Here is a 22330-nt window from a genome sequence, read left to right as displayed (position 1 = left end):
TTACGCCTTCTTACAGAATTCAGAGTGCGGATCATGAGCGACAACCTGCTGAATATTCCTGTCACCACCATCAAGGGTGAGCAAAAGATCCTGGCCGATTTTGCCGGCAAGGCCGTTCTGGTGGTCAACACCGCCAGCAAATGCGGCTTCACCCCGCAGTACAAAGGCCTGGAAGAGCTGTGGCAGACCTACAAGGATCAGGGCCTGGTGGTGCTGGGGTTTCCGTGCAATCAGTTTGGCAAGCAGGAGCCGGGCAACGAGGGCGCGATCAGCGAATTCTGTGAGCTGAACTACGGCGTGAGTTTCCCGCTGTTCAAGAAGATCGACGTCAACGGTTCTGACGCGCATCCGCTGTTCGTGCAGTTGAAAAAGCGCGCTCCGGGTCTGCTCGGCTCCGAGGGCATCAAGTGGAACTTCACCAAGTTCCTGATCGGCCAGGATGGGCAACTGGTCAAGCGTTTCGCCCCGACCACCAAGCCGCAGGACATCAGCGGCGAGATCGAAGCCCTGCTCAAATGAACAGCCTGCCCGACGATTCGCTGAAGCTCGACAGTCAGTTGTGCTTCAAGTTGTATGCCGCGTCCCGGGCGGTGATTCGCGCTTACAAGCCGATGCTCGATCAGCTCGGCCTGACGTACCCGCAATATCTGGCGATGCTGGTGTTGTGGGAATGGCAGGACAGTGCGCCGGAGCAACCGACGGTCAAGGCCTTGGGCGAGCGTCTGGCGCTGGACTCCGGCACCCTGACGCCGTTGCTCAAGCGTCTTGAACAATTGCAGTGGGTGCAACGCCAGCGTTCTGCGCGCGACGAGCGTGAAGTGCATCTGAGCCTGACCTCCCAAGGCCAGGCGTTGCGCAAGCAGGTCGGGCCGCTCAAGGCCCGATTGTTGTGCGACAGCGGGGTGGATCTTGATCGGCTCAACGATTTGCGCAATGGCCTCGATCACCTGCTGGGGCAGATCAAAGCGCTGACGTAGTCGGAATCCACTGGTCAAGCAGGGCCGCCAGCTCTTCGCGGCGGAACGGCTTGGCCAGGTAATCGCTCATGCCGGCCGCACGGCAGCGCTCGCGTTCTTCGGACATGGCGTTGGCGGTCAGTGCGACGATCGGCAGGTGCGGCCAGCGCCCGCTCTGGCGAATCTGTCGGCTCGCTTCGTAGCCGTCCATCACCGGCATGTTGCAGTCCATCAGCACCAGATCGAACTCATCGTGCTCCAGTTGATCGAGCGCCTCGGCACCGTGGGCGGCGACCACCACTTCGCAACCAAGCTTGCCGAGCATGCCTTTGGCCACCAGCTGATTGACCGGATTGTCTTCCACCAGCAGCACCTTTGCGCGCCGCCGAACCGGCAGGCTCTCGAGCTGCGCATCGTTGATCGTGGTGACGTCCGCCAGCAGGATGCGCCGCAGGATCTGATACAACGCGTTGCGCGCCAGTGGTCGGGCCTGTTGCTGCAATGGCGCCAGCGCGGCGGCCTCTTCGCTGGGCATGAAGCTGCCATAAGCGGTGACAACGAGGATCGGCGCGCTGAGGGTCGGGCGCAGACTGAACAGGCATTCCGGGCAGTCGGTGATCAGCAGATCGGGTGACAGGCCCAGCAATGGGTCGTCCATCGTGCGCTGTTCATAGCTCACGCCCCACACTGGCAACAATGTCTTGAGTAGTTCTGCCAAGCCGCTGCTGGCCGCGGTGATCGCCAGTACCTTGCCGTGCAGCGGTGGCGGCATGACCGCTCGGGTATGGCATGGCAGCGGCAGGTCAGCGCAGAACTGGCTGCCGAAACCGGCCTCGGAACTGATGGTCAATCGGCCTTGCATGGCCTCGCAGAGGTTGTAGGTCAGTGCCAGGCCGAGGCCGGTGCCTCCGTACTGCCGGGTGATGCCGGCACCGGCCTGGGTGAACGGCTGGAAGATTTTCACCTGGGCTTCCTGAGCGATGCCGATGCCGGTGTCGCAGACCTCGATGCGCACCCCGTCGTCATGGGCTGACAGACGCACATCGACCCGGCCGAAGCGGGTGAACTTCAGGGCATTGGACAGCAGGTTGCTGACAATCTGCCGTACCCGGGTCGGATCCCCCAGCACCAGCGCCGGGAAGTACGGGTCGATCAGGCAGGTCAGCTCGACGCTGGGCGCGGCGTTCTGCGACAGCAGGTTGGCGGTGTCTTCGATCAGCGAGCCGAGATCGAACGGGATGTGTTCCAGCTCCAGTTGCCCCGCATCGAACTTGGACAGGTCGAGAATATCGTTGAGCAGTTCAACCAGCACTTTGCCCGAATCGTGGGCAATCGACAGCTGTTGCTGCTGCTCGGCATTCAGCGGCCCGTCGAGGGACAGGGCGATCATCCCCAGCAGGCCATTGAGCGGGGTGCGAATCTCGTGGCTCATGTTGGCGAGGAATGCCGAGCGCGCTTCGGCCATGTCCAGTGCAGTGCTGCGGGCTACCTCCAGTTCTTCGTTGGACTGGCTGAGCCGGGTGTTGATGGCCTTGAGCTCGGCGGTGCGGGCCGAGACGATGTGCTCCAGTTGCCCGAGGTAATCGGTCAGACGGTTTTCCGCATTGCGCCGTTGCTGGATTTCCGTGGCGATATTGTCGAACTGCTGGTTGGCGACTTTGACCAGTACGCCGATCTCGTCATTGGCGTGGCCGGCCGGACATTCGAGGGTGGTCGGCTCCGCGCTGCGTGCGTCACGCGCACTGAGTTCCCGGATCAGGCGCACCAACGGCTTGGTCAACATCACGTAGAACAGCGCCAGCAGAATGCCGGTGAGGATCAGGCTGCGGGCAAAACCGTTGAGCAGGGTGACTTCGGCGCGGCGCAGGAAGCGGCTGCCGAACGCGTAGGTGTCGACCTCAAGACTCAGCGTGCCCAGTGATTCTTCGGGCAGGTGATCGAGGTACAGGCGGTCTTCGAACTGGCGCTTGGCACCGAACAGGAAGTCGCTGATCACCCGATAACCGCTTTGCAGCTCCGGGCGTTTGACGTTGGCCAGGACATTGCCGTTGTTGTCGGTCAGTTGCGCCGAGATGATCGCCGGTGAACGCAACAGGCCCAGAGTCAGCTCCTGCGCCAGTTCCGCGTCGATGTTGTAGGCGATACGCGACGCCGGATTGTGGCTGATTTCCAGCAAAGACAGGATTTCACGGTTGATGGAGGCGTCTTCGCTGGCATAATCGATGCCGATCTGCAGCAGGCTGAGCAGCGTGCCCAGAATGAACCCGACCAGCACAGTGAATCTGGCTTGCTTGTATGACAGCCGGTGGGTGAATTTGATATCCATGGGGTGTTGAACCACTTCCGTTTCCCTTCGCTGCTCAAGCATAGTCGATCATGTATGGATACCGAGGTTCCCGAATCGCCTTGTAACAAGGCCTGAGCGGGGATTGAGGTCTGTCTGTCGTCGCTGGATCGACATCATCACTGTGAACGTGCCCGAGGAGAAGACGTGGATTCCCGATTGAATGCTTTTCTTGAACGTGCCGAGTCGGTTCTGGCGCGGATCGAACCCCTGCTGCCGGCGCCGCGTCCGCTGATCGACTGGGAAACCTGCCTGGCCGCGCGCTGGCAGCGTGACGGGCGCAGCGGGTATTTGCTGCCGCTGGAAGTCAGCCTCGACATGCGCCTGTCCGACCTGATCGGTGTCGACCGTCAGTTGGAGCAACTGGGCCGCAACACCCAACAGTTTCTCGACGGCATGCCGGCCAACCATGCGCTGCTCTGGGGTTCGCGCGGCACCGGTAAATCCTCGCTGGTGCGGGCGCTGCTGGCCGAACACGCCAAGGCCGGCCTGCGTTTGATCGAGATCGAGCGCGACCATCTGGCCGACCTGCCGCGGGTGGTCGAGCAGGTCGCCAAATTGCCGCAGCGCTTCGTGCTGTTTTGCGATGACCTGTCGTTCGAATCCGGCGAAGGCGATTATCGCGTGCTGAAAAGCGTGCTCGACGGCTCGCTCGAACAGGCCCCGGAAAACGTTCTGCTGTACGCCACTTCCAACCGCCGCCATCTGGTGCCGGAAAAGGAAAGCGACAACGAGAACTGGAAACGCGTCGATGGCGAACTGCACCCGAGCGAGGCGGTGGAAGACAAGATCGCCTTGTCCGACCGTTTCGGCCTGTGGCTGTCGTTCTATCCGTTTACCCAGGAACATTTCCTCAACGTCGTCGAACACTGGATCGGCCAGTTGGCCGCCAAGGCCGGCTTGTGCTGGCAGCGCGACGAAGAGCTCGACATCCTCGCCGTGCGCTGGGCCACCGGGCGCGGCAATCGCAACGGACGTTGCGCGTACCAATTCGCCCGTTACTGGGTGGGACTGAAATTGTTGGAGCACAAGGCATGATTGATTTGCAACAAAGCGGCCAGGGCCTCGAAGGCTACGGCATGTTGGCCGCACAACTGGAATCGCTGCTGGCGGACGAGCGCGATTTCATCGCCAACGCCGCGCAGTTTTCGGCATTCCTGTTCAACCAGCTCGACGATTTGAACTGGGCCGGTTTCTACCTCAATCGCAACGACGAACTGGTGCTTGGCCCGTTTCAGGGGCAGATCGCCTGTGTGCGCATTCCGTTCGGTCGCGGTGTGTGTGGCGCGGCAGCGGCCAGTCGGCAGACCCAGCGCGTTGAAGACGTGCATGCGTTCCCCGGTCATATCGCTTGCGACAGCGCCTCCAACAGCGAGCTGGTAGTGCCGCTGGTCAAGGACGGTCGGCTGATCGGCGTACTCGATCTCGACAGCCCGAAACTGGCGCGTTTCGGCACTGACGATCAGGCCGGTATCGAGCAACTGGCGGCAATCTTCCTGCGTCTGACCGACTGCTGATCAGGCGCTCAGGCCAGCCTTGCGCAGCAGGCTGGCCGGATCCACCGCATCGATCTGGCGCGGATCGAGAAACCGTGCGGCGTACTGCATGTACACCCCATCGTTGATGAACAGCGCAAACAGCTCGGAGTCGATGTGCGCCTCGCGGGACATGGTGGCCATGATCCCCAGGGCTTCACTCAAGGATTTGGCCTTCTTGTACGGCCGATCGGCCGCTGTCAGGGCCTCGAAAATATCGGCAATCGCCATCATCCTCGCCGGCAGGCTCATGTCGTCGCGTTTCAGGCGTTTGGGGTAGCCGCTGCCGTCCATCTTTTCGTGATGCCCACCGGCAATTTCCGCAACGCTGTCCAGGTGCCCGGGGAAGGGCAGGTGGCTGAGCATCAGAATCGTCTGCACCATGTGGTGATTGATGATGTAGCGCTCTTCGCGGGTCAGCGTGCCCTTGGCAATGCTCAGGTTGTACAGTTCGCCGCGATTGTATTTGTAACGCGGTACATCCAGTTTGAACCCCCACGGATTGTCTTCCGGAATCAGCTCGCTGTCGGCGCGTTCGATCAGGTGTTCGGACTTGTCCGCCAACAGTGGCTCGCTGACTGGCAGATTCGCCGCCGGCGTTTGCGCCTGGCGGCGGTTTTCCTCCCATGAGACCCCCAGTCGATCATCGAGGGTGCGCGTCCAGCGGTGCTTGGCAATGCGCTCAAGGCGCTGCAGATCGGCGGGTGCCATGGTCTCACCGCCCAGATTGCAGCGCGCGACAAAGGCAAAGTCAGCGTCCAGCTGCGTCAGCGTGGCGTCACGCAGTTCGCTCAGTTGCGCCTCATTGCCGCCCAGCGCCAGCGCCTGCCAGTAACTGATCCAGGCATCGCGCTTGAGCACTTCGAAACGGGTGCGGATTTCGTGGATGCGATCATTGAGGGTTTCCAGTTTGGTTGCCTTGTCGACGACGTATTCCGGTGTCGTGACCTTGCCGCAATCGTGCAGCCAGGCCGCGATGTGCAGGGCTTCCCATTCGTCTTCACTGGGCTGATAGCTCTGGAACGCCGGCGCCTGGCTGGCGGCCGCGGCCTGCGCGAGCATCAGGGTCAATTCCGGCACACGCTGGCAGTGGCCGCCGGTGTAGGGGCTCTTGGCGTCGATGGCGCCGGCCAGCAACTGTATGAACGCGTCGAGCAACTGCTTCTGCTTCGCTTGCAGGCGCTGACTTTCGATACTCACCGCCGCCCCGCCCGAGACTGCTTGCAGGAAGGCGATGCGGTCCGGGCGCAGTTTCTCCAGGTCCTGAGCGCTGCCGCTGTCGTTGATCAGCAAAAGCAGCAGGCCGATGGTTTCGTTGTGGCGGTTGCGCAGGCGGATTCCGATCAGGTGGATGCGCGGCGACGCCATTGCCAACAAGACCTTCTGCAAGTCCCCGGCCTGCTCGAAGCCAAGGCTGCTGACCACATTGTCAGCGTTGATCAGTTGCTGAAACCACGCCGGCCCTTGATCGGCCAAGAGATCCCGGCCCAGCACAGCGAACTCGCCCGGCTCGTGCGAGGCGCCATCAATGACCAGTCCGTAAGGCTCCATCCGGTTGCCATCGCTTTCGCGCAGATAGATCAAACCCGCCTGCGCCTGGGCGATCTGCACCGTTTCGAACAGCACCCGTTGCAGCAGCGGGGCGAAGCGGGTTTCGGCGCAGAGGCTGTCGGTGATGCGGAAGAAACTGGCGAGCGTGTCCTTCATGCGCGCCATCGACAGGCTCAACTGGTCAACCTCCAGCACCGGCGAGCGGCGGGTGACCGGAAAGTTGAAATCGAAACTGCGGATCGCGTCGGCTTCCTTGACCAGCGCGTGCAATGGTTTGACCAGAATCCGCGAGATCAGCCAGCCCAGCGGCAGGCACAGCAGCAAGGTCGCCAGGGTGATCAGTGCGCCTTGCCAGCGCATGCGGTAGGCGTCGGCCAGCAACTCATCCTCTGGCACCAACAGGGCCATTTGCAGGCCTCTCGGCCCACCCTCTTGCAAATGGCTGCGGGCGACGATCCAGTGGCGGCCATCGACGTTCAGCCGTTTGCCCTGATGCGTGGTGGACAGCAATGCGTGCAGGTTCGGACTCAGGTCAGCGGCCTTGGCCAGGCGTGCGCTGCTGCCGTCGACAATCAGCTGGCGGCTGTCGGGATAGGCCACGGCGTTGCCATCGGCATCGAACAACACGATTTCGGTGGAGGGGGTGACCACGTGTTTGAGCAGGGTGGCCGAGAGTGCTTCCAGCGTCAGGTCGGCACCGATCACACGGGTTGCGCCGCTGCGTCGGGCCAGGGTGGTGCCCACGTTGTGCGTGGAGAAAAACACATAGGGTTCGGTGGTGATCTGATCTCCCTGTTGCAGGGCGTTGCTGTACCAGTTGCGGGTCCGTGGGTCATAGCGGTCGTCGGGATTGTCCTGGCGCCCGACGGGCGTCAGCGCCTGGTCGAAGAACAGTGACTGCGACGACGTAGCGCCGCTGGCATCGTGCTCGATGCTCCAGACCTGATAGGCCGCGGTCGGTGGCGCCTTGAGCAGGATTTTCAGGGCGCTGGTACGCAACGGCCGAACCATGAAGAAGTCGCCGTTGCCGTAGCCCAGATACAGCGAAGCGAGATCGGTATTGTCCTTGAGTGACTGACTGAACGGCTTGAGTAGCGCCAGGCGCTGTTGCAGGTTCGTAGCCCCGGCCGCCTGGTTGTCGGCCAGGAGGCTCAGCAGATGGCGGATCGGTTCGTAGGTTGAATGCAGGTCCAGGCGCACGTCCTGTTCGATGCGATTGAACAGGTTTTCACTGCTCGACAGGATGATCCTGGTGGTCTGGCGATAATTGAACAGCCCCAGCACGACGCCTGTGAGCAACAGCAGAAAGGTGAACATGACGCTGATGTGCACGTGCAACGGGAACCGGCGTTGATCCGGGCGCAGTGGGCTGGGCATTGCTGACTCTCCATTGAAGTAAACACACTGCTCAGCGTTCAAGCATAGTTAAGGCTCGGTCATTGTGCTTTCTGCGAACGGTTCCAATTGTTGCTGCAACGCCTGCTCCAGTTCGACCATCGCCGCGTCGGTAGCCTTGATGCAGCGCACGATGGCCGGCACGGAAGTTGTCTGCAGACAGGCTTGTTCCAGCGCATCGCAGCAGACGATCAGGCGCGAGGCTTGCGCGATTCGGGCGGCGCCCTTGATCTTGTGCGCCACCACCGCCAACGCCTCACGATCATTGTGCGGCGCCAAGGCCAGCAGCTCCTCACGATCGAGGCGGCTGCTCTTGAGCAATTGCGCGAGCAGACGTCGGGCTTGAAGCGGATTGCCGCCCGTCAATTGATTCAAACCCTCGAGATTGAACGCAGGTTCAGGGGTTGCCGGTTGCAGCCCGTTGACCCACTGGCTCAGCGCACTGAGGCTCAGGGGTTTGAACAGGCAGTCATTCATGCCGGCCTCTTTGCAGCGCTGCACTTCCTCGGGCTGCGCGTTGGCCGTAAAGCCGAGAACCGTACAGGACGGGCGGCCACTGGCTTGTTCTTCCTGGCGGATAGCCGCCGCCAATTCGTAGCCGTTCATCAGCGGCATGTTGCAGTCGGCGATGACCAGGTCGAACTCACCGGCCTGCCACTTCGCCAATCCGCTGCGGCCTTCTTCGGCAAGGCTGAAGCGATGCCCGAGGAACTCCAGTTGCTGGCACATCAGCAGGCGATTGGCGGGGTGGTCGTCGACCACCAGAATGTTCAGCGGCGCGCCAGATACGCGGATCGGCGGTTCGGTTTTCGCTGTGGCCGCCCTGCATGGCAGCGTTTGCAGGGGCAGCGACAGGCAGACCTGGGTGCCGATCCCCGGCTGACTGCTCAATTGCAGCTGACCGCCCATCATTTCACAGAGGTTGCGGCTGATCACCAGTCCCAGTCCGGCGCCACTGCGGGCCTGCTGGCGGCCACTGTCAGCCTGGGCGAACGGCTCGAACAGGCGTTGCTGATCTTCAATGCTGATGCCGACGCCAGTGTCGTGGATCGTCAATTGAACCAGCGAACGCATGCCGGCGGCATTGGGCAGCACGTCCAGGGTGACCCGCACCTGCCCGCTCTGGGTGAATTTGATGGCATTACTGATCAGGTTCGACAGGATCTGCTTGAAGCGCAGCGGATCCAGTTCCACATCGATTTCGAGTCCCGGAGGATTGACGGTCAGGGGCAGGGCGAGGTTTTTCTGACGAGCAAGGCCGTCGAAGATCCTCACCACCGAAGCGACGGTGTCGACCAGATTGACCCGCTCGGGAGTCAGACTCAGGCGTCCGGACTCGATCCGAGCAATATCGAGAATGTCGCCGATCAGCCCCAGCAGATCCTTGGCCGAACAGTAGGCGGTTTCGATCGACGAGCGATCCGGCGCCTGATCGGTCATGCGTTCGAGCGTCAATTCGAGCATGCCGATAATGGCATTCATCGGCGTACGGATTTCGTGGCTCATGGTCGCCAGAAAGGTACTTTTGGCACGGTTGGCGTTGTCCGCCTGCTCCTTGGCCGTGCGCAGTTCATCGAACAGCTGGCGGCGGTCACTGATATCGATCCAGCCACCGATGATCCCTTGTACATCGCCGCAGGAGTCGCGGTAAGGCAGGATCCAGTGATAGATCGTCAGACGCCGGCCACCGATGTGCAACGGCCGGTCGAGCAGCAGCGGCGTTCCCTCGGCCACAACCCGCTGGTAATCCGCCTCGAAGGCCCGGGCTTCGAAGGCATTGCTCAGGGTGCCTTGCATGACGCTTTTGCCGATCACGTCTTCGCGTTTGGCGTTAAAGGCTTCGAGGTAGCTGTCGTTGCAGCTTTGCAGCAAGCCCCGGCGGTCACGCACGTAGATCGGATGAGGGGTGCCGTTGACCAGTGAACGCATGAATTCGAACTGATCATTGAGTGCCCGCTCGGCAGCCTGGCGTTGCTTGATCTGGCGCCGCATGTAGGCGTTCCAGATCAGGGATAACAGCAGTAGCAGGCAGGCTGCGCCGATCAGTTGGTAAAACAGACGCTGATAGTGATGCCAGTTGCTTTGCGCCGCATTGGAAAAACCGCGCCAGCGGCTGTTGATGACCCCCAGCTCTTCGGGGCTGATGCTCAGCAGTGCCTTGTCGAGGATCGAGCCGAGTTCGCTGTTGTCACGGGCTGTAGCCAGCGAAAAGGCTGCCTGACGGGTGCCAAGGGTGGTGGTGATCTGCAGCTGATGCTCGAAGATCCGCGACGAAATCAGATAGTTGGCGATCACTAGCGAGGCGACGGCACCATCGGCCTTGCCTTCGGCGAGCAAGGTCGCGGCGCCGAAGGTGTCGGAGGTTTCGGTCAGGCGGATATCGGGGAACTCGCGGCGCAGGTAGTCGACCATGGGGCTGCCTTGGGCAATCGCCAGATATTTGTCCTTGAGCTGCGTCGGATGGGTCGGGCTGTCAGTGGATTTGCGGGTCAGCAGGACGAAGGAGTTTTCCAGATAGGGGCGGCTGAATTGCAGGGTCTTCTCCCGTTGCGGGCTGGGTAGCAACGCCGCGATCAGGTCGGCCCGATGCTGATTGATCTGCTCGACCATATCGCCGTCGCTGCGGCTGCGCACCAGTTCGAAGCGCATGCCGGTACGCAGGCGCAGCAATTCGAGCAGGTCTGCGGTGATGCCGCGCAGATTGCCGTCACTGTCAAAGAATGTCAGCGGCGCGAACGCCTCGTTCACCACCACGCGCAGCACCGGATGTTGTTTGAGCCACTGTTCTTCGTGGTGGGTCAATTGCAGTTTCTGGTCGGTCAGCAGGATGTCGCTGCCGGCGCTCCAGCGCTTGGCGATGCTGTCGCGTTCACTGGCCGGTATGGCCTGCAGTGCGGTGTTGATGATGGCCAGCAGTTGCGGGTTGTCGGCGTGCACGGCAAAGCTGAAACCATGGGCTTCCTGTTTACCGAAATTGGCCATGCGGATGTTGTTCAGGTAGCCCTTGTTGATCATGTAGTGGGTGGAAATGGTATCGCCCAGAAACACATCGGCCTGATCGAACGCCACCGCGTTGATTGCGTTTTGATAGGACGGGTAGGACGTCAGGATGGCTTTGGGGTACAGCGCTTTGACTTCGTCCTGCGGCAGATAGTGATAGACCATGCTCAGACGCAGTCCGGCCAGGCCCTCGGTGAGCGTACGCGTCTCGTCTTCGCGGGTGACCAGTACCGGCTGGTCGATGGCGTAGGGGGTTGAAAGCAGGATGTCGGCGTTACTGGCCTCGAAGCCGTTGGCGGTACCGAGCATATCGACCTGTCCGGCTATCAGAGCGCGTACCGCGGCTTCCCGTGAGGCAAAGCGCTTGACCCGGACTGGCAACCCCACAGCCTGTTCGAGCAGGCCGGCATAGTCGGCAGTAAAGCCTTCGTAATCACGACCGCTGGCGGTCATGTCGAACGGCGGATAATCCGGTGCGGAAGTGCCCAGTATCAGTTCGCGGCGAGTCTGTAACCATTGCCGTTGCGCGGGCTGCAGGTGCATGGTCAGCGCTTCGTGGCCCGAACGGCTGCGCAGCACATAATCCTGCGCTGTGACAAGGTCGGCCTGTGCCTGAGTAGTCAGGCACAGGCTTGCGCACAATATGGCGAGATAGATCTTTAAACGACTGGGCATTCAGGCTCTCACACTAGCGCGTTGCGCTTGGCCATCTCGATAAGTTCCACCAGGGATCTGGCTTTCAGTTTCTGCATCAAACGTTTTTTATAAGTGCTGACGGTTTTGTTACTGAGGAACATGCCCTTGGCAATTTCCTTGTTGGTGCGCCCTTGGGCAAATAACTGCAGAACCATGAGTTCGCGGTCATTGACGGCTTTGAACAATTCCAGCTCGGCGTAACGCACATCGTCACTGCGTACCGGATTCAATGCCTGACTGGGGAAATAGTTGTAACCGGAAAGTACCGCTTTTATGGCGCTGACCAGTTCGCTCAAGTCTTCTTCCTTGCACACATAACCGGATGCGCCGGACTGCATGCAGCGAATGCCGAACAGGGTCGGGCATTGCGCCGTCAGTACCAGGGTCTTGAGCGGAGTGCCCATGGCATTGAAGCGGGCGAGCACTTCCAGGCCGTCGAGTTTGGGAATGCTGATATCGAGGATGATCAGGTCGGGCATGCATTCGCGGACCATTTGCATGGCATCGACCCCGTTATCGGTTTCGCCGACGACCTTGTAACCTTCATGCTCGAGGAGCATTCGAACGGCAAGTCGGATGACGGGGTGATCATCGACAATAAAAACGGAGTTCATAATCAAATCCCATACGTACGCGAATAAAGCGCGCACCTTAGCTCAGATAAATGAGCGATCGCATGAACTCACAGGGCTCTAGCAGCAATATAGGATAAGTCCTACACACTAAAGAGAAATTGGCTACGACAAAACTCTGTGTCGCGTAAGGAAGTGTTTAGATTATTTGTTTATCTGAATGTTTTAAGTTGCTGTTGGATTATTGAGAAAACAGCGTTTGTTTGAGTTCTGTCGTCGTTAAACGGATTACGTTTGGTCTGCGCGCCTATCGAACACCGCTGAGCCACTTTAATGGACCAATCCTTCAACCGGGCGTCGCACTGACCCGGTTGAGGAAGGTACCACTGTCAGTGGCTGGAGCGCCCGGTCATTTCCAGCGCCATGTCACTGGCGTAGCTGTCGGTCATCCCGGCGATGAAGTCGATCATGCGCAGAAACGAGGTATGCAGCGGCCCGTGGGGATCCGGTGCATTGTTGCCCAGCAGGTCGAGGATGCGGCGGCTCTTGAACGACGGCGTGCGGCCGCCATGTTGCTCCAGGGCCGCGCCGCAGAACGCGTTGAGGAGGATTTCCAGGGTGGTGTAGGCGCCGATTTCATGCAGCGTCTTGCGCTTGTCCTGGAAGATTTTCTTGCGGGCGATGTCCTTGGCGTTCAGTACGCAGCGTTTGGCCGGGCCGTGCATGTGTTCCACCAGGTCGCCGTGCAGGGTGCCGGCCAGCAGCGCATCCTGTTGCTCGACGAATGCCCTGGCAGCGGCGTTGGTCAGGTGCTCGATGGCCTTGCCGCGCAGGATCGCCAGTTTGCGTCGACGCGAATCCTGCGGGCCGAGCTGGCGATAGGTTTCCGGCAGATCGTCACCGACCAGACCGAGCAGCAGCGATTCAACCTCCGCGTACTCCAGCAGCTCCATTTCCAGGCCGTCTTCGAGGTCGATCAGCGCATAGCAGATGTCGTCAGCCGCCTCCATCAGGTACACCAATGGGTGCCTTGCCCAGCGCTGGTCTTCCAGTTGCGGCAGACCGAGCTTGTGGGCGATCTGCTCCAGCAGCGGCAGTTCGCTCTGATAGCAGCCGAATTTGTGTTTCTTGTAGCCCAGCGAGTCGGCGTGACGTGCGGTCCACGGATACTTCAGATAGGTGCCGAGGGTGGCGTAGGTGAGGCGGGTGCCACCGTCGAACTGGTGATACTCAAGCTGAGTCAGCACCCGGAAGCCTTGCGCGTTGCCTTCGAAATTGAGGAAGTCGCCGCGCTCGGCTTCGCTCATGCCGTCGAGCCAGCCGCGCCCGGCCGCCTGCTGGAACCAGTGCCGGATCGCGTCTTCACCGGAGTGGCCGAACGGCGGATTGCCGATGTCATGGGCCAGGCAGGCCGATTGCACGACCATGCCCAGATCGCTCGGGTCGCACCAGTCGGGCAGGGCGCTGCGCAAGGTTTCCCCGACGCGCATGCCCAGCGAGCGCCCGACGCAGCTGACTTCCAGCGAATGGGTCAGACGGGTGTGGATGTGGTCGTTACTCGATACCGGATGCACCTGGGTCTTGCGGCCCAGACGGCGGAAGGCGCCGGAGAAGATGATGCGGTCGTGGTCTTTGTGGAACGGGCTGCGGCCCAGCTCTTGCGGGCTGTGCAGCGGTTTTCCAAGGCGTTCGCGGTTGAGCAGGGTCTGCCAATCCAAGGCTGGTTCTCTCCGTCGGTGACTGGGATGACTGTTGCCCTAGCTTCCCGGTTCAGCCACGCCCCTGCAAGCGGAACTACAAACCCGCAGCATCAATATCGATCAGCAGCAGGCGTTCGCCGTTATCGAAGAACTGGCCGGCGGTCAGGCAATACTGGTTGCTCGTGGCATCACGGTAGGTATTGGACAGGGTCAGGCGTCGCTCTTCCCAGCCCTCGGCGAGCAAATGATAAAAGTACGGACGCCATGACCAGTTGTGTCCCAGGTAGCGGTTATCGGCGACCCAGCGGTTGTGCCGCCATTCGAGGTTGGGCGTGAGTTGAGTGCCGTGACGGTCGCATTGGTAGAACCGCAGCAACCACGGGAAGGCTTCCAGTTGCGGCAGCGCACTCAGCGGCGCGTGGGCCTGCGCCCAGGCCTGGAGGATCGCCATCAGTTCGCCGAGTTGCTGGCGCATCTGCATCAGGCGCCCGCGTTCGGCCAGTTTCTGCCGCACGTAACGCTGGCGCAGTTCGGCGAAGCGCTGCACAAAGGCGTCGGTTGGGTAAAACGCTTCCTGCGCCCGGGCGAACAGGAAACCCTGAACGTAGCGTGAACCACATTCCAGGGCGAAATTGAGCTGGGCCTCGGTTTCCACACCTTCGGCAATGATCCAGCAACCGGTCTTCTCGGCCATTTGCGCCAGTGCCTTGACCACATCGCTGCTCGGCCCGCCCAACGCGGCGGCCTGAAACAGGCGCATGTCGAGCTTGAGAATGTCCGGCTGCAACGCCAGCACCCGATCGAGCTGCGAGTAACCGGCGCCGAAGTCATCGATAGCGATCCGCGCTCCGGCCTCGCGATAGCGCGCGACCACTTCGGCCAGGCGCTGACCATTGCCGCCCAGTTCAGTGATCTCGAACACGATGCGTTGCGGATCGACGCCGTGGCGCAGCATTTGTTTGAGGCTTGGCAATGGCTGATCGGCGCGCAGGCGACTGATCCAGCGTGGCGACATGTTCAAGCTGAGAAACCACTCGGCGGGGGCTTCATGCAGTCGGCTCAGGGCGTTGTCGCGGATCTGTCGGTCGAGGCGGCGCAGGGCGATGGCGGGTGTGCGCGCGTCGGCGAACAACGGCCCGACCGAGGCCAGTTGGCCGTCAGGCTGGCGCAGGCGACCCAGTGCTTCGACGCCTGCAATACGTCCGGTAGCGGTATCGATGAAAGGCTGAAAGCAGGCGAGCGGTTGCCCGTCGATCACGGAGCCTCCTTAGTCGTTCTTGTTCTGGATGAACCCGCCGACCGGGTAGGCACGCGGGATTGAATCTCTTGGTAAAGAGGTTCAATCCCGCGGGTATTGCAAGAATGCAGCCAGATGCGTGGGCTCAGCGTTTGCTTGAGCTCTGCATCACCAGTTTGATCAGCGGCCCGAGGCTGGTGCCCAGCCGAATCAGTCGGGTCAGCCCGCCGACACCGCCGCTTTTTGCGCCCTTGCCGGTGATGAAACCCAGCAGGGTGACGGCGGCCACGCCCCAGAGCGGCGCGTGCTTGATGCCGAAACCGCCTTGGAGGTTTTGCGTCATGCCGCGCATGCGTTGCAAGGGTTGCAGCACTTGCCCGGCTTCGTGGCGGATTTCCTGACGATGCATTTCCATGCGCAGACGGATCAGCGCTTTGCGCATTTCCCGGCGCGAGCTGTTGTGTGGCAGTTCAGGCAGGCTCATGGCAGCAGGCGCTCCCGATCATTGGCCAATTCTTCCAGTGTGCCGTGGAAGGGCGAGGATTCATCGAAGACTGCTGCCTTGAGGCGTAAACCGCAGAAAGCGGCGGCCAGGGTGTAGAACACGCACAGACCGATGATCGCTGCCAGGCGATAGGTATCCCAGAACACGATCAGCACCAGTGTCGACAGACCGACCAGTAACAGCAGGGCAAACACCAGCGCCAGACCCGCGAACAGCAACAGGCTGACGGTGCGTGCTTTCTGCTCCTGCAATTCGATGCCGAACAGCTCGACATGGCTGTGCAGCAAGCCCAGAACAGCGGCGCCCAGACGCCGCGTGGAGGAAGTAGTGCCCGACCCCAGGCCGGATTCGCCGATCGACATGATCAGCGCCGAGTGGCCAGCAGGCCAATCAGGAAGCCCACCCCGGCGGCGATGCCCACTGATTGCCAAGGGTTGGCCGACACGTAGTCTTCGGTGGCGGTGACCGCTGCCTGGCCGCGATCACGCAGGGTGTCTTCGGTCAGCTTCAGGGTTTCCCGGGCGCGCAACAGGCTGTCGTGAATCTGATCACGCAGCTCATCAGCCTGATCGCCCGCCAGGGACGCGGTGTGTTCGAGCAGCCGCTCGGTGTCGGCGACCAGAGTCTGGAAGTCGTTCATCAGGATTTCTTGAGCAGTCTTTGCCTTGATGCTGGCCATGGGTGGATCTCCGTAAGTGACGTCTGAAGCGTTCGAGTATGAGCCTTGCGCGAAGGTTCAGTAGAAATGACTGGTACAGCTTTTGCTATGTCGTGGTGCGTCCTGCTGCCGCTGTGCGCTGTTGGCGGGCGTGCATGCAGCAAAACCTTAACTCAAATAATCCTGGTTCGTGTCAGGACATCGACCTTGTGCGCCAAAGCGGTTCATCGCAGCTTCACTGCGCAGACCGACCGGTCGCAACTTGGTGCATGAATTGTCCGCGCGAACCGCTTTGGTGCCTTTTTAGCCTTCAGGTCTGCCTCTTTATGGAAAATCTGCAAAGCGCTGTGGACACACTGGTTCATAGTTCCAACACGTTGTTCATTCTGATCGGTGCGGTGATGGTGCTGGCGATGCACGCCGGTTTCGCCTTCCTTGAAGTCGGCACGGTGCGTCAGAAAAACCAGGTCAATGCACTGTCGAAAATTCTCAGCGACTTTGCCGTTTCGACCCTGGCCTATTTCTTTATAGGCTATTGGATCTCCTACGGGGTGACCTTCATGCAACCGGCGGCGGTGCTGAGTGCCGATCACGGTTATGGGCTGGTGAAGTTTTTCTTCCTGCTGACCTTTGCTGCAGCCATCCCGGCGATCATCTCCGGCGGCATCGCCGAGCGCGCGCGATTCGTTCCGCAGCTGTGCGCGACGGCGCTGATCGTGGCGTTCATCTACCCGTTTTTCGAGGGCATGGTCTGGAACGGCAACTACGGTCTGCAGGCCTGGCTGACGGCACGTTTTGGTGCGGCGTTCCATGATTTCGCCGGATCGGTGGTGGTGCACGCCATGGGCGGCTGGCTGGCGCTGGCGGCGGTATTGCTGCTTGGCCCGCGCAACGGCCGTTATCGCGACGGGCGTCTGGTGGCATTCGCGCCGTCGAGCATTCCATTTCTGGCGCTGGGTTCATGGATTCTGATTGTCGGCTGGTTCGGCTTCAACGTGATGAGCGCGCAGACCTTGCAGGGTGTCAGCGGTCTGGTGGCGGTCAACTCGCTGATGGCCATGGTCGGCGGCACGGTGGCGGCGCTGATCGTCGGGCGCAATGACCCGGGCTTCCTGCACAACGGCCCGCTGGCCGGGCTGGTGGCGATCTGTGCCGGTTCCGACCTGATGCATCCGGTGGGTGCGCTGGTGACTGGCGCGATTGCCGGTGCGCTGTTCGTCTGGTGCTTTACCGCCGCGCAAGTCAAATGGCGCATCGACGATGTGCTCGGCGTGTGGCCATTGCACGGTTTGTGCGGGGTGTGGGGCGGGATCGCCTGCGGCATCTTCGGCCAGACTGCGCTGGGTGGCCTCGGCGGTGTCAGCCTGATCAGTCAACTGATCGGCACTGCGCTGGGTGTGCTGGTCGCGCTGGCCGGCGGATTCGTCGTCTACGGCGTGATCAAGGCCTTGCACGGCCTGCGCCTGAGTCAGGAACAGGAGTATTACGGCGCCGATCTGTCGCTGCACAAGATCGGCGCGGTCAGTCAGGACTAGGCTTCCTTGTCTTCGGCGCCGGGGTAGAAGCCGTGCAACAGGCGATAGCGATCAATGCGCACCTGATCGATCTTCTCCTGCACCTGATGCGCCGGCAGCCCGAGCATAATCAAGGCGTGGGAGGCGAGCATCAGGCTCGATTCCAATAGCTCCGGCACCACTTCGGTGGCGCCGGCGGCTTTGAGTTCGGCCCATTGGCTGTCGTCGCGGGTACGCACCAGGATCGGTATCCGCGCATGAAGCCGGCGCGCTTCCTTGAGAATCCGCAGGCTGACATCGCTCTGATCCACGGCGATCACCAGCAGCCGCGCGCGCAACAATCCGACCGCGGTCAGCAGGTCGCCGCGCGACGAGTCGCCGTAATGCACCTCGCTTTCGCCGGACGCGGCTTCCTGCACGCGCACCGGATCGTTGTCCAGCGCGATATAAGGCTGCTTGGCATTGCGCATGAAGCGGCCGATGGATTGGCCGACACGGCCGTAGCCACATATCACCACGTGCTGATCCAGCCCGGCGTTGAGGGCGCTGATTTCCTCGATTTGCGCCTCCTGATTCGGCTTGCGGTGCAGGCCCGCGGCAATGCGCGGAGCGGCGCGCAATAGCAGTGGCGTCAGCAGCATCGAACAGAAGGTGGCCGCGAGCAACAGGGCGCCCAACTCGGCAGGCAGCATCTGGTTCTGTTGCATCTGCGCCATCAAGGCGAAGCAGAACTCCCCGCCCTGCGCCAGGGCCAAGCCGCTGCGCCAGGCAGTTTCGTGATCGCTGCCGCGCCACTTCACCAACAGCGCGACGACAATGCCTTTGATCAGCATCAGACCAAGGGTCAGGCCGAGAATCAGCAAGCTGTGACTGACAAACAGTTGCAGGTCGATCAGCATGCCGATGCTGACGAAAAACACTCCGAGCAGGATGTCGCGAAACGGCCGGATATCGGCCTCGATCTGATGGCGATAGTGGCTCTCGCCGAGCAGCATCCCGGCCAGAAATGCGCCAAGGGCAGGGGACAGGCCCAGCAGGTGCGTCAGCCAGGCGGTCAATAGCACAATCACCAGCGCCAGCAGGACGAACAATTCCGCCGAGCGCGAGGCCGCCACTTCGTGGAACAGCCTTGGCAGCAACCAGCGGCTGGCCAGCAGCAGACCGAAAAACAGCACCACGGTCTTTACCAGCGTCAGCGGCAGCGCCCAGTACCAGGCTTGCGCGCTGCTCCCGGCGAATACCGGCACCAGGGTCAGCAATAACACCGCCACCACGTCCTGAAACAGCAAGACCCCGACAGCGTTTTGCCCGTGACTGCTGAACACTTCGCCCAGGCTGCTCAACTCCTTGGTGACAATCGCCGTCGACGACAGAGACAGCCCGGCGCCAAGCATCAGGGCCGGGGTCATCGGCATGCCCAGCAGGATCAGCACCAATCCCAGTAACGCCGTGCTGAGCAACACCTGCTGACTGCCCAGGCGAAACACCACCTGGCGCAGCGCGATCATTTTCGACAGGGAAAACTCCAGGCCCAGCGAAAACAGCAGAAACACTATGCCCAACTCGGCCACGTCCGGCAGGTGCTCGCTCTCGTTGATCCAGTCTAATGCAGTGGGCCCTACCAACAATCCTACGCAGAGATAGCCCAGCACCGGCGGCAAGCGCAGGCGGCGAAACAGGGCAATCATCACCAGGGATGAGGCGAGAATGATCAGCAGGTTGGCAAACACTAGGCACTCCGATGTCAGGCTCAGGCTTCTCAAGCGTAGAGGCAAAAAGCGCGGGAGCATGGCCTGATTGGCTTTTCTGTGGACTGATTTGCGTCAGGGTTTTGCGTACTGGTTGCCGTGCTCGGGCCTTTGGGCGGCAGCGGCTCGACGGGTTTTAGAGGCAGGCCTAGAATGAATGCTCATTTTTCCGGTTGAGCGATCATGCCTCCTGAATGTCAGTTGTTCGGCACCTTGGGATGCCATTTGTGTGAGGTGGCAGAGGCCGAGTTGATGCCTTTTGTCGAGCATGGGCTGCTGGTCGAACTGGTGGATATTGCCGACGATGAATCCTGGTTCGAGGCTTACAGCCTGCGAATACCGGTACTGCGCCGAATTGACACCGGTGCGGAGCTGAGCTGGCCTTTCAGTGCCGATCAGGTGGTGGCCTTCCTGCGCTGAGCCTGTTTCTTCGGTGACGGGGCATTGCTTTCCGCCGGTCGCGAGCGCGCATCCTTCCCTTGGCACTTTGCCGATTATTCGGTTACTGTATGTGCATACAGTAATTGGATGGGCCTGCTGCTTTTCATGACTTGAGCAGGTGAATCCGGCAGTCAGAGGGACGAACCCGTGGTCAATGTCGAACAGTTGAAGAACAGCGTGAACCGGATGTCGGTTGACGTGGTGCGCGAGGCGGTCCTCGAGTTGCGCCTGGACGGGCTGGTCACGGAGGGCAAGACGCCTTTCAACAAACTGCATTTCAACACCTGTTTTGCCGAGATCGAGGCGCTGTTCCAGCGTGCCGGTTATCACAAGCAACTGGATGTGGTCGGTTATCAGGGGTTGTTGTACGCCTTGTATGACCCGGGGCGCTGGGAGGCCGTCGATGTGCTGCGCTGGCTCAAGGAGTTCACCGAAGCTGCGGCGCTCAAGTCGATCCCGGCCTGAGGCGGGCGGTGGAATCGGCGCTAGGTTCGTATCGCTCAGTGTTGGATAATGCCGACCTGCATTGAGGGTTCGAATTTCCGTATGTCCACTCCAACATTTTCCGCTGCGCAGAATCAGGCCAGCACCCTTTACCTGCCGCCGGGTGCCTGGCTTACCGTACTGGATTGCCTGTGTGAGCATTTCAGTGCGATCAGTCGCGAGCAATGGCTGGACCGGATCGCCCGGGGCCGGGTACTGGATGGGCAGGGACAGCCGATTGCGCTGGATCTGCCGTACAAGGAAGGCCTGCGTATTCACTACTTCCGTGAAGTGCCGGATGAAAAGCCGATCCCGGTGGTCGAGTCGATCCTGTATGCGGACGAGCATCTGGTGGTGGCGGACAAGCCGCATTTCCTGCCTGTGACGCCGGCCGGCGAGTACGTCGAACAGACGTTGCTGCGTCGTCTGATCCGCCGCCTCGATAATCCGCATCTGGTGCCACTGCACCGCATTGACCGGCACACGGCAGGCTTGGTGATCTTTTCGGCTAACCCACAAACCCGCTCCGCTTATCAGTCGCTGTTCCCTACGCGGCAGATCGATAAACGCTATGAAGCGATTGCCCGTGCGCTGCCGGAGCTGGAATTTCCCCTTGTGCACAAAAGCCGTCTGATCGATGGCGAACCGTTCTTCCGCATGCAGGAAGGGCCAGGCGACGCCAATACGGAAACAGCGGTGGAAGTCCGGGAAAAGAACGGCGATCTGTGGCGCTATGGCCTTTACCCTGTAACCGGCAAGAAGCATCAGTTGCGGGTACACATGACCGCGCTGGGAGCGAGTATCTGCAATGATCCGTTTTACCCGGATGTGCTGAAAAACATTGAGGATGATTACGCCAATCCGCTCAAGCTGCTGGCGCAGGGGCTGCGCTTTGTCGATCCGGTGACCGGTGAGGATCGTGAATTCGAGAGCCGGATCACCCTGCAGTGGTGATGCCAGGCACTTTCCCGCGCCCATGAAAAAGCCCGCATTGATGCGGGCTTTTCTGTATCCGGTATCGACGTAAAGCTTACAGCTCTTTAACGGTACGAACCTGATCCTTGTTGATGCGGGTCTCTTTGCCGTCCAGTTGTTTGAACTCGTAGAAGCCCGAATCTTCATCGTATTTCGGGGTGTCGACGGCCTGGATTTCGCGACCGTCATTCAAGGTAAGCACTGTTGGCGAGGAGCAACCAGCGAGGGTAGCCAGGCCCAGTGCGAGCATGAAAGTGGCGAGGGTCCGTTGAGTCATGGGTGTGTCTCCGAATGGGAATACTTTTGGTTACTGAGCTTGAGACGTATACAAGGCGTGAGAGTTCCTTGAATGCTGTCAGTCTGACACAGTGTTGTGCGTATTTAACAGTTCGGGGGTGTTCAGGTTGGCCAGTCGCGGGTCATTGTCCGGGCATTGCAGGGCAGTCGCGCCGAGATTGCGCATGACCCGGCCGGGGCTGCGTTCACCAGCGTTCCAGGCGGTTTCGAACGCCGGCAGAAGGGCTGCCGGGATCACGCACAGCAGGGGTTCCCAGTGGTCGTCGTGACGCAACATTAAAGGTTTTTCAGGAAACTGGCCGGCGGTTTCACGCATGTCCTGCAATAGCGCTGCGTCGATTCGCGGCACATCGCAGGGCAAGACCAGCAGGTGTGGCTGGCGGGCGGCCTTGAGTCCGGCAAGGATGCCCGCCAGGGGGCCAGGAAAATCGCCTTCCTCATCGCTGACCAATTGATCGGCATAGGCTGCATAACGCTCGTGATTGCGATTGCAGGAGATGATCAGATCGTCAGTCAGCGGTCGCACCTTGCGCTGCAAATGCGCAATCAGCGGCTCACCCTGCCATTCGACCAGCCCTTTGTCCTGGCCGCCCATGCGCTGGCCGCGTCCGCCTGCCAGGAGCAGAATGGAGCAGGGGGGCAATGGCGTATTCGAGGTCATGGCAGCTCTCCAGCGGGGCGGCGAAAAATTCAAGCGCTGTGATATAACACCGGGCTGTTTCT

At 60.8% G+C, this 22330-nt stretch carries 20 protein-coding genes; 8 read left to right on the top strand and 12 right to left on the bottom strand.

From position 1 onward, the window contains the following. The first annotated feature begins 33 nt into the window (after positions 1 to 33). Positions 34 to 519, top strand: a complete 486-nt coding sequence (locus LOY52_RS18470; protein WP_258675537.1) for a glutathione peroxidase — start codon at positions 34 to 36, stop codon at positions 517 to 519. Then, the gene (locus LOY52_RS18465; protein ID WP_258675536.1) at positions 516 to 977 is read left to right on the top strand and encodes a MarR family winged helix-turn-helix transcriptional regulator; all 462 of its coding nucleotides are present in this window, start codon (positions 516 to 518) and stop codon (positions 975 to 977) included. Before LOY52_RS18470 ends, LOY52_RS18465 begins: the two co-directional genes overlap by 4 nt. Here the strand turns inward: LOY52_RS18465 and LOY52_RS18460 are convergent. Next, positions 961 to 3282 carry a response regulator gene (locus LOY52_RS18460; RefSeq protein ID WP_258675535.1) on the bottom strand — a complete coding sequence of 774 codons (2322 nt, stop codon included), beginning with the start codon at positions 3280 to 3282 and terminating at the stop codon, positions 961 to 963. The two genes, LOY52_RS18465 and LOY52_RS18460, sit on opposite strands and share 17 nt — an antisense overlap. A gap of 165 nt (positions 3283 to 3447) precedes the next feature. Between LOY52_RS18460 and LOY52_RS18455 the strand changes: the two genes are divergently transcribed. Together LOY52_RS18455 and LOY52_RS18450 are read left to right on the top strand one after the other, a co-directional pair. Next, on the top strand, positions 3448 to 4338 hold the full coding sequence (locus tag LOY52_RS18455; protein WP_258675534.1) for an ATP-binding protein: 891 nt from the start codon (positions 3448 to 3450) through the stop codon (positions 4336 to 4338). Next, positions 4335 to 4817, top strand: coding sequence for a GAF domain-containing protein (locus LOY52_RS18450; RefSeq protein WP_258675533.1), 483 nt, complete (start codon positions 4335 to 4337; stop codon positions 4815 to 4817). Before LOY52_RS18455 ends, LOY52_RS18450 begins: the two co-directional genes overlap by 4 nt. Here LOY52_RS18450 and LOY52_RS18445 read toward each other — a convergent pair whose 3' ends face one another. From LOY52_RS18445 to LOY52_RS18410, 8 genes are all read right to left on the bottom strand, one after another. After that, positions 4818 to 7763: an HD domain-containing phosphohydrolase gene (locus LOY52_RS18445; protein ID WP_258675532.1), complete on the bottom strand. Its 2946-nt coding sequence runs from the start codon at positions 7761 to 7763 to the stop codon at positions 4818 to 4820. It abuts the gene before it with no gap. A gap of 48 nt (positions 7764 to 7811) precedes the next feature. Further along, positions 7812 to 11456: a transporter substrate-binding domain-containing protein gene (locus LOY52_RS18440; protein ID WP_258675531.1), complete on the bottom strand. Its 3645-nt coding sequence runs from the start codon at positions 11454 to 11456 to the stop codon at positions 7812 to 7814. An 8-nt stretch (positions 11457 to 11464) separates the two neighbouring features. Beyond that, a complete protein-coding gene (locus tag LOY52_RS18435) occupies positions 11465 to 12091 on the bottom strand; it encodes a response regulator transcription factor (RefSeq protein WP_007969092.1) in 627 nt (208 codons plus the stop codon). A 347-nt stretch (positions 12092 to 12438) separates the two neighbouring features. Further along, entirely contained in the window at positions 12439 to 13767 is a 1329-nt protein-coding gene (locus LOY52_RS18430; protein ID WP_003226741.1) for a deoxyguanosinetriphosphate triphosphohydrolase, read from the bottom strand. Between the two features lie 76 nt (positions 13768 to 13843). After that, positions 13844 to 15007, bottom strand: coding sequence for an EAL domain-containing protein (locus LOY52_RS18425; protein WP_258675530.1), 1164 nt, complete (start codon positions 15005 to 15007; stop codon positions 13844 to 13846). Positions 15008 to 15131: 124 nt separating this feature from the next. After that, on the bottom strand, positions 15132 to 15470 hold the full coding sequence (locus LOY52_RS18420; protein ID WP_202368630.1) for a hypothetical protein: 339 nt from the start codon (positions 15468 to 15470) through the stop codon (positions 15132 to 15134). Then, positions 15467 to 15853 carry a phage holin family protein gene (locus tag LOY52_RS18415; protein WP_007969088.1) on the bottom strand — a complete coding sequence of 129 codons (387 nt, stop codon included), beginning with the start codon at positions 15851 to 15853 and terminating at the stop codon, positions 15467 to 15469. Before LOY52_RS18415 ends, LOY52_RS18420 begins: the two co-directional genes overlap by 4 nt. Positions 15854 to 15855: 2 nt before the next feature. Next, positions 15856 to 16170 (bottom strand): YqjD family protein, encoded by a 315-nt coding sequence (locus LOY52_RS18410; RefSeq protein WP_003226733.1) that lies wholly within the window; start codon positions 16168 to 16170, stop codon positions 15856 to 15858. A 305-nt stretch (positions 16171 to 16475) separates the two neighbouring features. Here LOY52_RS18410 and LOY52_RS18405 point away from each other — a divergent pair, with 305 nt between their 5' ends. After that, on the top strand, positions 16476 to 17684 hold the full coding sequence (locus LOY52_RS18405; RefSeq protein WP_258675529.1) for an ammonium transporter: 1209 nt from the start codon (positions 16476 to 16478) through the stop codon (positions 17682 to 17684). Here LOY52_RS18405 and LOY52_RS18400 read toward each other — a convergent pair. Next, positions 17681 to 19393, bottom strand: coding sequence for a monovalent cation:proton antiporter-2 (CPA2) family protein (locus tag LOY52_RS18400; RefSeq protein WP_258675528.1), 1713 nt, complete (start codon positions 19391 to 19393; stop codon positions 17681 to 17683). The genes LOY52_RS18405 and LOY52_RS18400 overlap by 4 nt on opposite strands. A 201-nt stretch (positions 19394 to 19594) precedes the next feature. Here LOY52_RS18400 and LOY52_RS18395 point away from each other — a divergent pair, with 201 nt between their 5' ends. The 3 genes from LOY52_RS18395 (at position 19595) to LOY52_RS18385 (ending at position 21289) form a co-directional block, all read left to right on the top strand. Continuing rightward, positions 19595 to 19831 (top strand): glutaredoxin family protein, encoded by a 237-nt coding sequence (locus LOY52_RS18395; RefSeq protein WP_027613422.1) that lies wholly within the window; start codon positions 19595 to 19597, stop codon positions 19829 to 19831. A 168-nt stretch (positions 19832 to 19999) separates the two neighbouring features. Next, positions 20000 to 20317: a transcriptional regulator gene (locus tag LOY52_RS18390; RefSeq protein WP_003226726.1), complete on the top strand. Its 318-nt coding sequence runs from the start codon at positions 20000 to 20002 to the stop codon at positions 20315 to 20317. Between the two features lie 81 nt (positions 20318 to 20398). Next, positions 20399 to 21289 carry a pseudouridine synthase gene (locus LOY52_RS18385; RefSeq protein ID WP_258675527.1) on the top strand — a complete coding sequence of 297 codons (891 nt, stop codon included), beginning with the start codon at positions 20399 to 20401 and terminating at the stop codon, positions 21287 to 21289. Positions 21290 to 21365: 76 nt separating this feature from the next. Here the strand turns inward: LOY52_RS18385 and LOY52_RS18380 are convergent, their stop codons facing one another. Further along, positions 21366 to 21587 carry a YgdI/YgdR family lipoprotein gene (locus tag LOY52_RS18380; RefSeq protein ID WP_027613420.1) on the bottom strand — a complete coding sequence of 74 codons (222 nt, stop codon included), beginning with the start codon at positions 21585 to 21587 and terminating at the stop codon, positions 21366 to 21368. 78 nt (positions 21588 to 21665) lie between these two features. Next, positions 21666 to 22268, bottom strand: coding sequence for a molybdenum cofactor guanylyltransferase MobA (gene mobA, locus LOY52_RS18375; protein WP_258675526.1), 603 nt, complete (start codon positions 22266 to 22268; stop codon positions 21666 to 21668). Positions 22269 to 22330 lie beyond the last annotated feature (62 nt).

Source organism: Pseudomonas sp. B21-051, assembly GCF_024748795.1.
Classification (GTDB): domain Bacteria; phylum Pseudomonadota; class Gammaproteobacteria; order Pseudomonadales; family Pseudomonadaceae; genus Aquipseudomonas; species Aquipseudomonas putida_A.
The sequence above is the reverse complement of the archived record's forward strand: the minus strand, read 5'-3'. Positions and strand labels throughout refer to the sequence as shown.

Coding starts and splice junctions, on each gene's coding strand:
- LOY52_RS18470 (WP_258675537.1), top strand. CDS start 34: ATGAGCGACAACCTGCTGAATATTCCTGTCACCACCATCAAGGGTGAG.
- LOY52_RS18465 (WP_258675536.1), top strand. CDS start 516: ATGAACAGCCTGCCCGACGATTCGCTGAAGCTCGACAGTCAGTTGTGC.
- LOY52_RS18460 (WP_258675535.1), bottom strand. CDS start 3,282: ATGGATATCAAATTCACCCACCGGCTGTCATACAAGCAAGCCAGATTC.
- LOY52_RS18450 (WP_258675533.1), top strand. CDS start 4,335: ATGATTGATTTGCAACAAAGCGGCCAGGGCCTCGAAGGCTACGGCATG.
- LOY52_RS18445 (WP_258675532.1), bottom strand. CDS start 7,763: ATGCCCAGCCCACTGCGCCCGGATCAACGCCGGTTCCCGTTGCACGTG.
- LOY52_RS18440 (WP_258675531.1), bottom strand. CDS start 11,456: ATGCCCAGTCGTTTAAAGATCTATCTCGCCATATTGTGCGCAAGCCTG.
- LOY52_RS18435 (WP_007969092.1), bottom strand. CDS start 12,091: ATGAACTCCGTTTTTATTGTCGATGATCACCCCGTCATCCGACTTGCC.
- LOY52_RS18420 (WP_202368630.1), bottom strand. CDS start 15,470: ATGAGCCTGCCTGAACTGCCACACAACAGCTCGCGCCGGGAAATGCGC.
- LOY52_RS18415 (WP_007969088.1), bottom strand. CDS start 15,853: ATGTCGATCGGCGAATCCGGCCTGGGGTCGGGCACTACTTCCTCCACG.
- LOY52_RS18410 (WP_003226733.1), bottom strand. CDS start 16,170: ATGGCCAGCATCAAGGCAAAGACTGCTCAAGAAATCCTGATGAACGAC.
- LOY52_RS18405 (WP_258675529.1), top strand. CDS start 16,476: ATGGAAAATCTGCAAAGCGCTGTGGACACACTGGTTCATAGTTCCAAC.
- LOY52_RS18395 (WP_027613422.1), top strand. CDS start 19,595: ATGCCTCCTGAATGTCAGTTGTTCGGCACCTTGGGATGCCATTTGTGT.
- LOY52_RS18385 (WP_258675527.1), top strand. CDS start 20,399: ATGTCCACTCCAACATTTTCCGCTGCGCAGAATCAGGCCAGCACCCTT.
- LOY52_RS18380 (WP_027613420.1), bottom strand. CDS start 21,587: ATGACTCAACGGACCCTCGCCACTTTCATGCTCGCACTGGGCCTGGCT.
- mobA (WP_258675526.1), bottom strand. CDS start 22,268: ATGACCTCGAATACGCCATTGCCCCCCTGCTCCATTCTGCTCCTGGCA.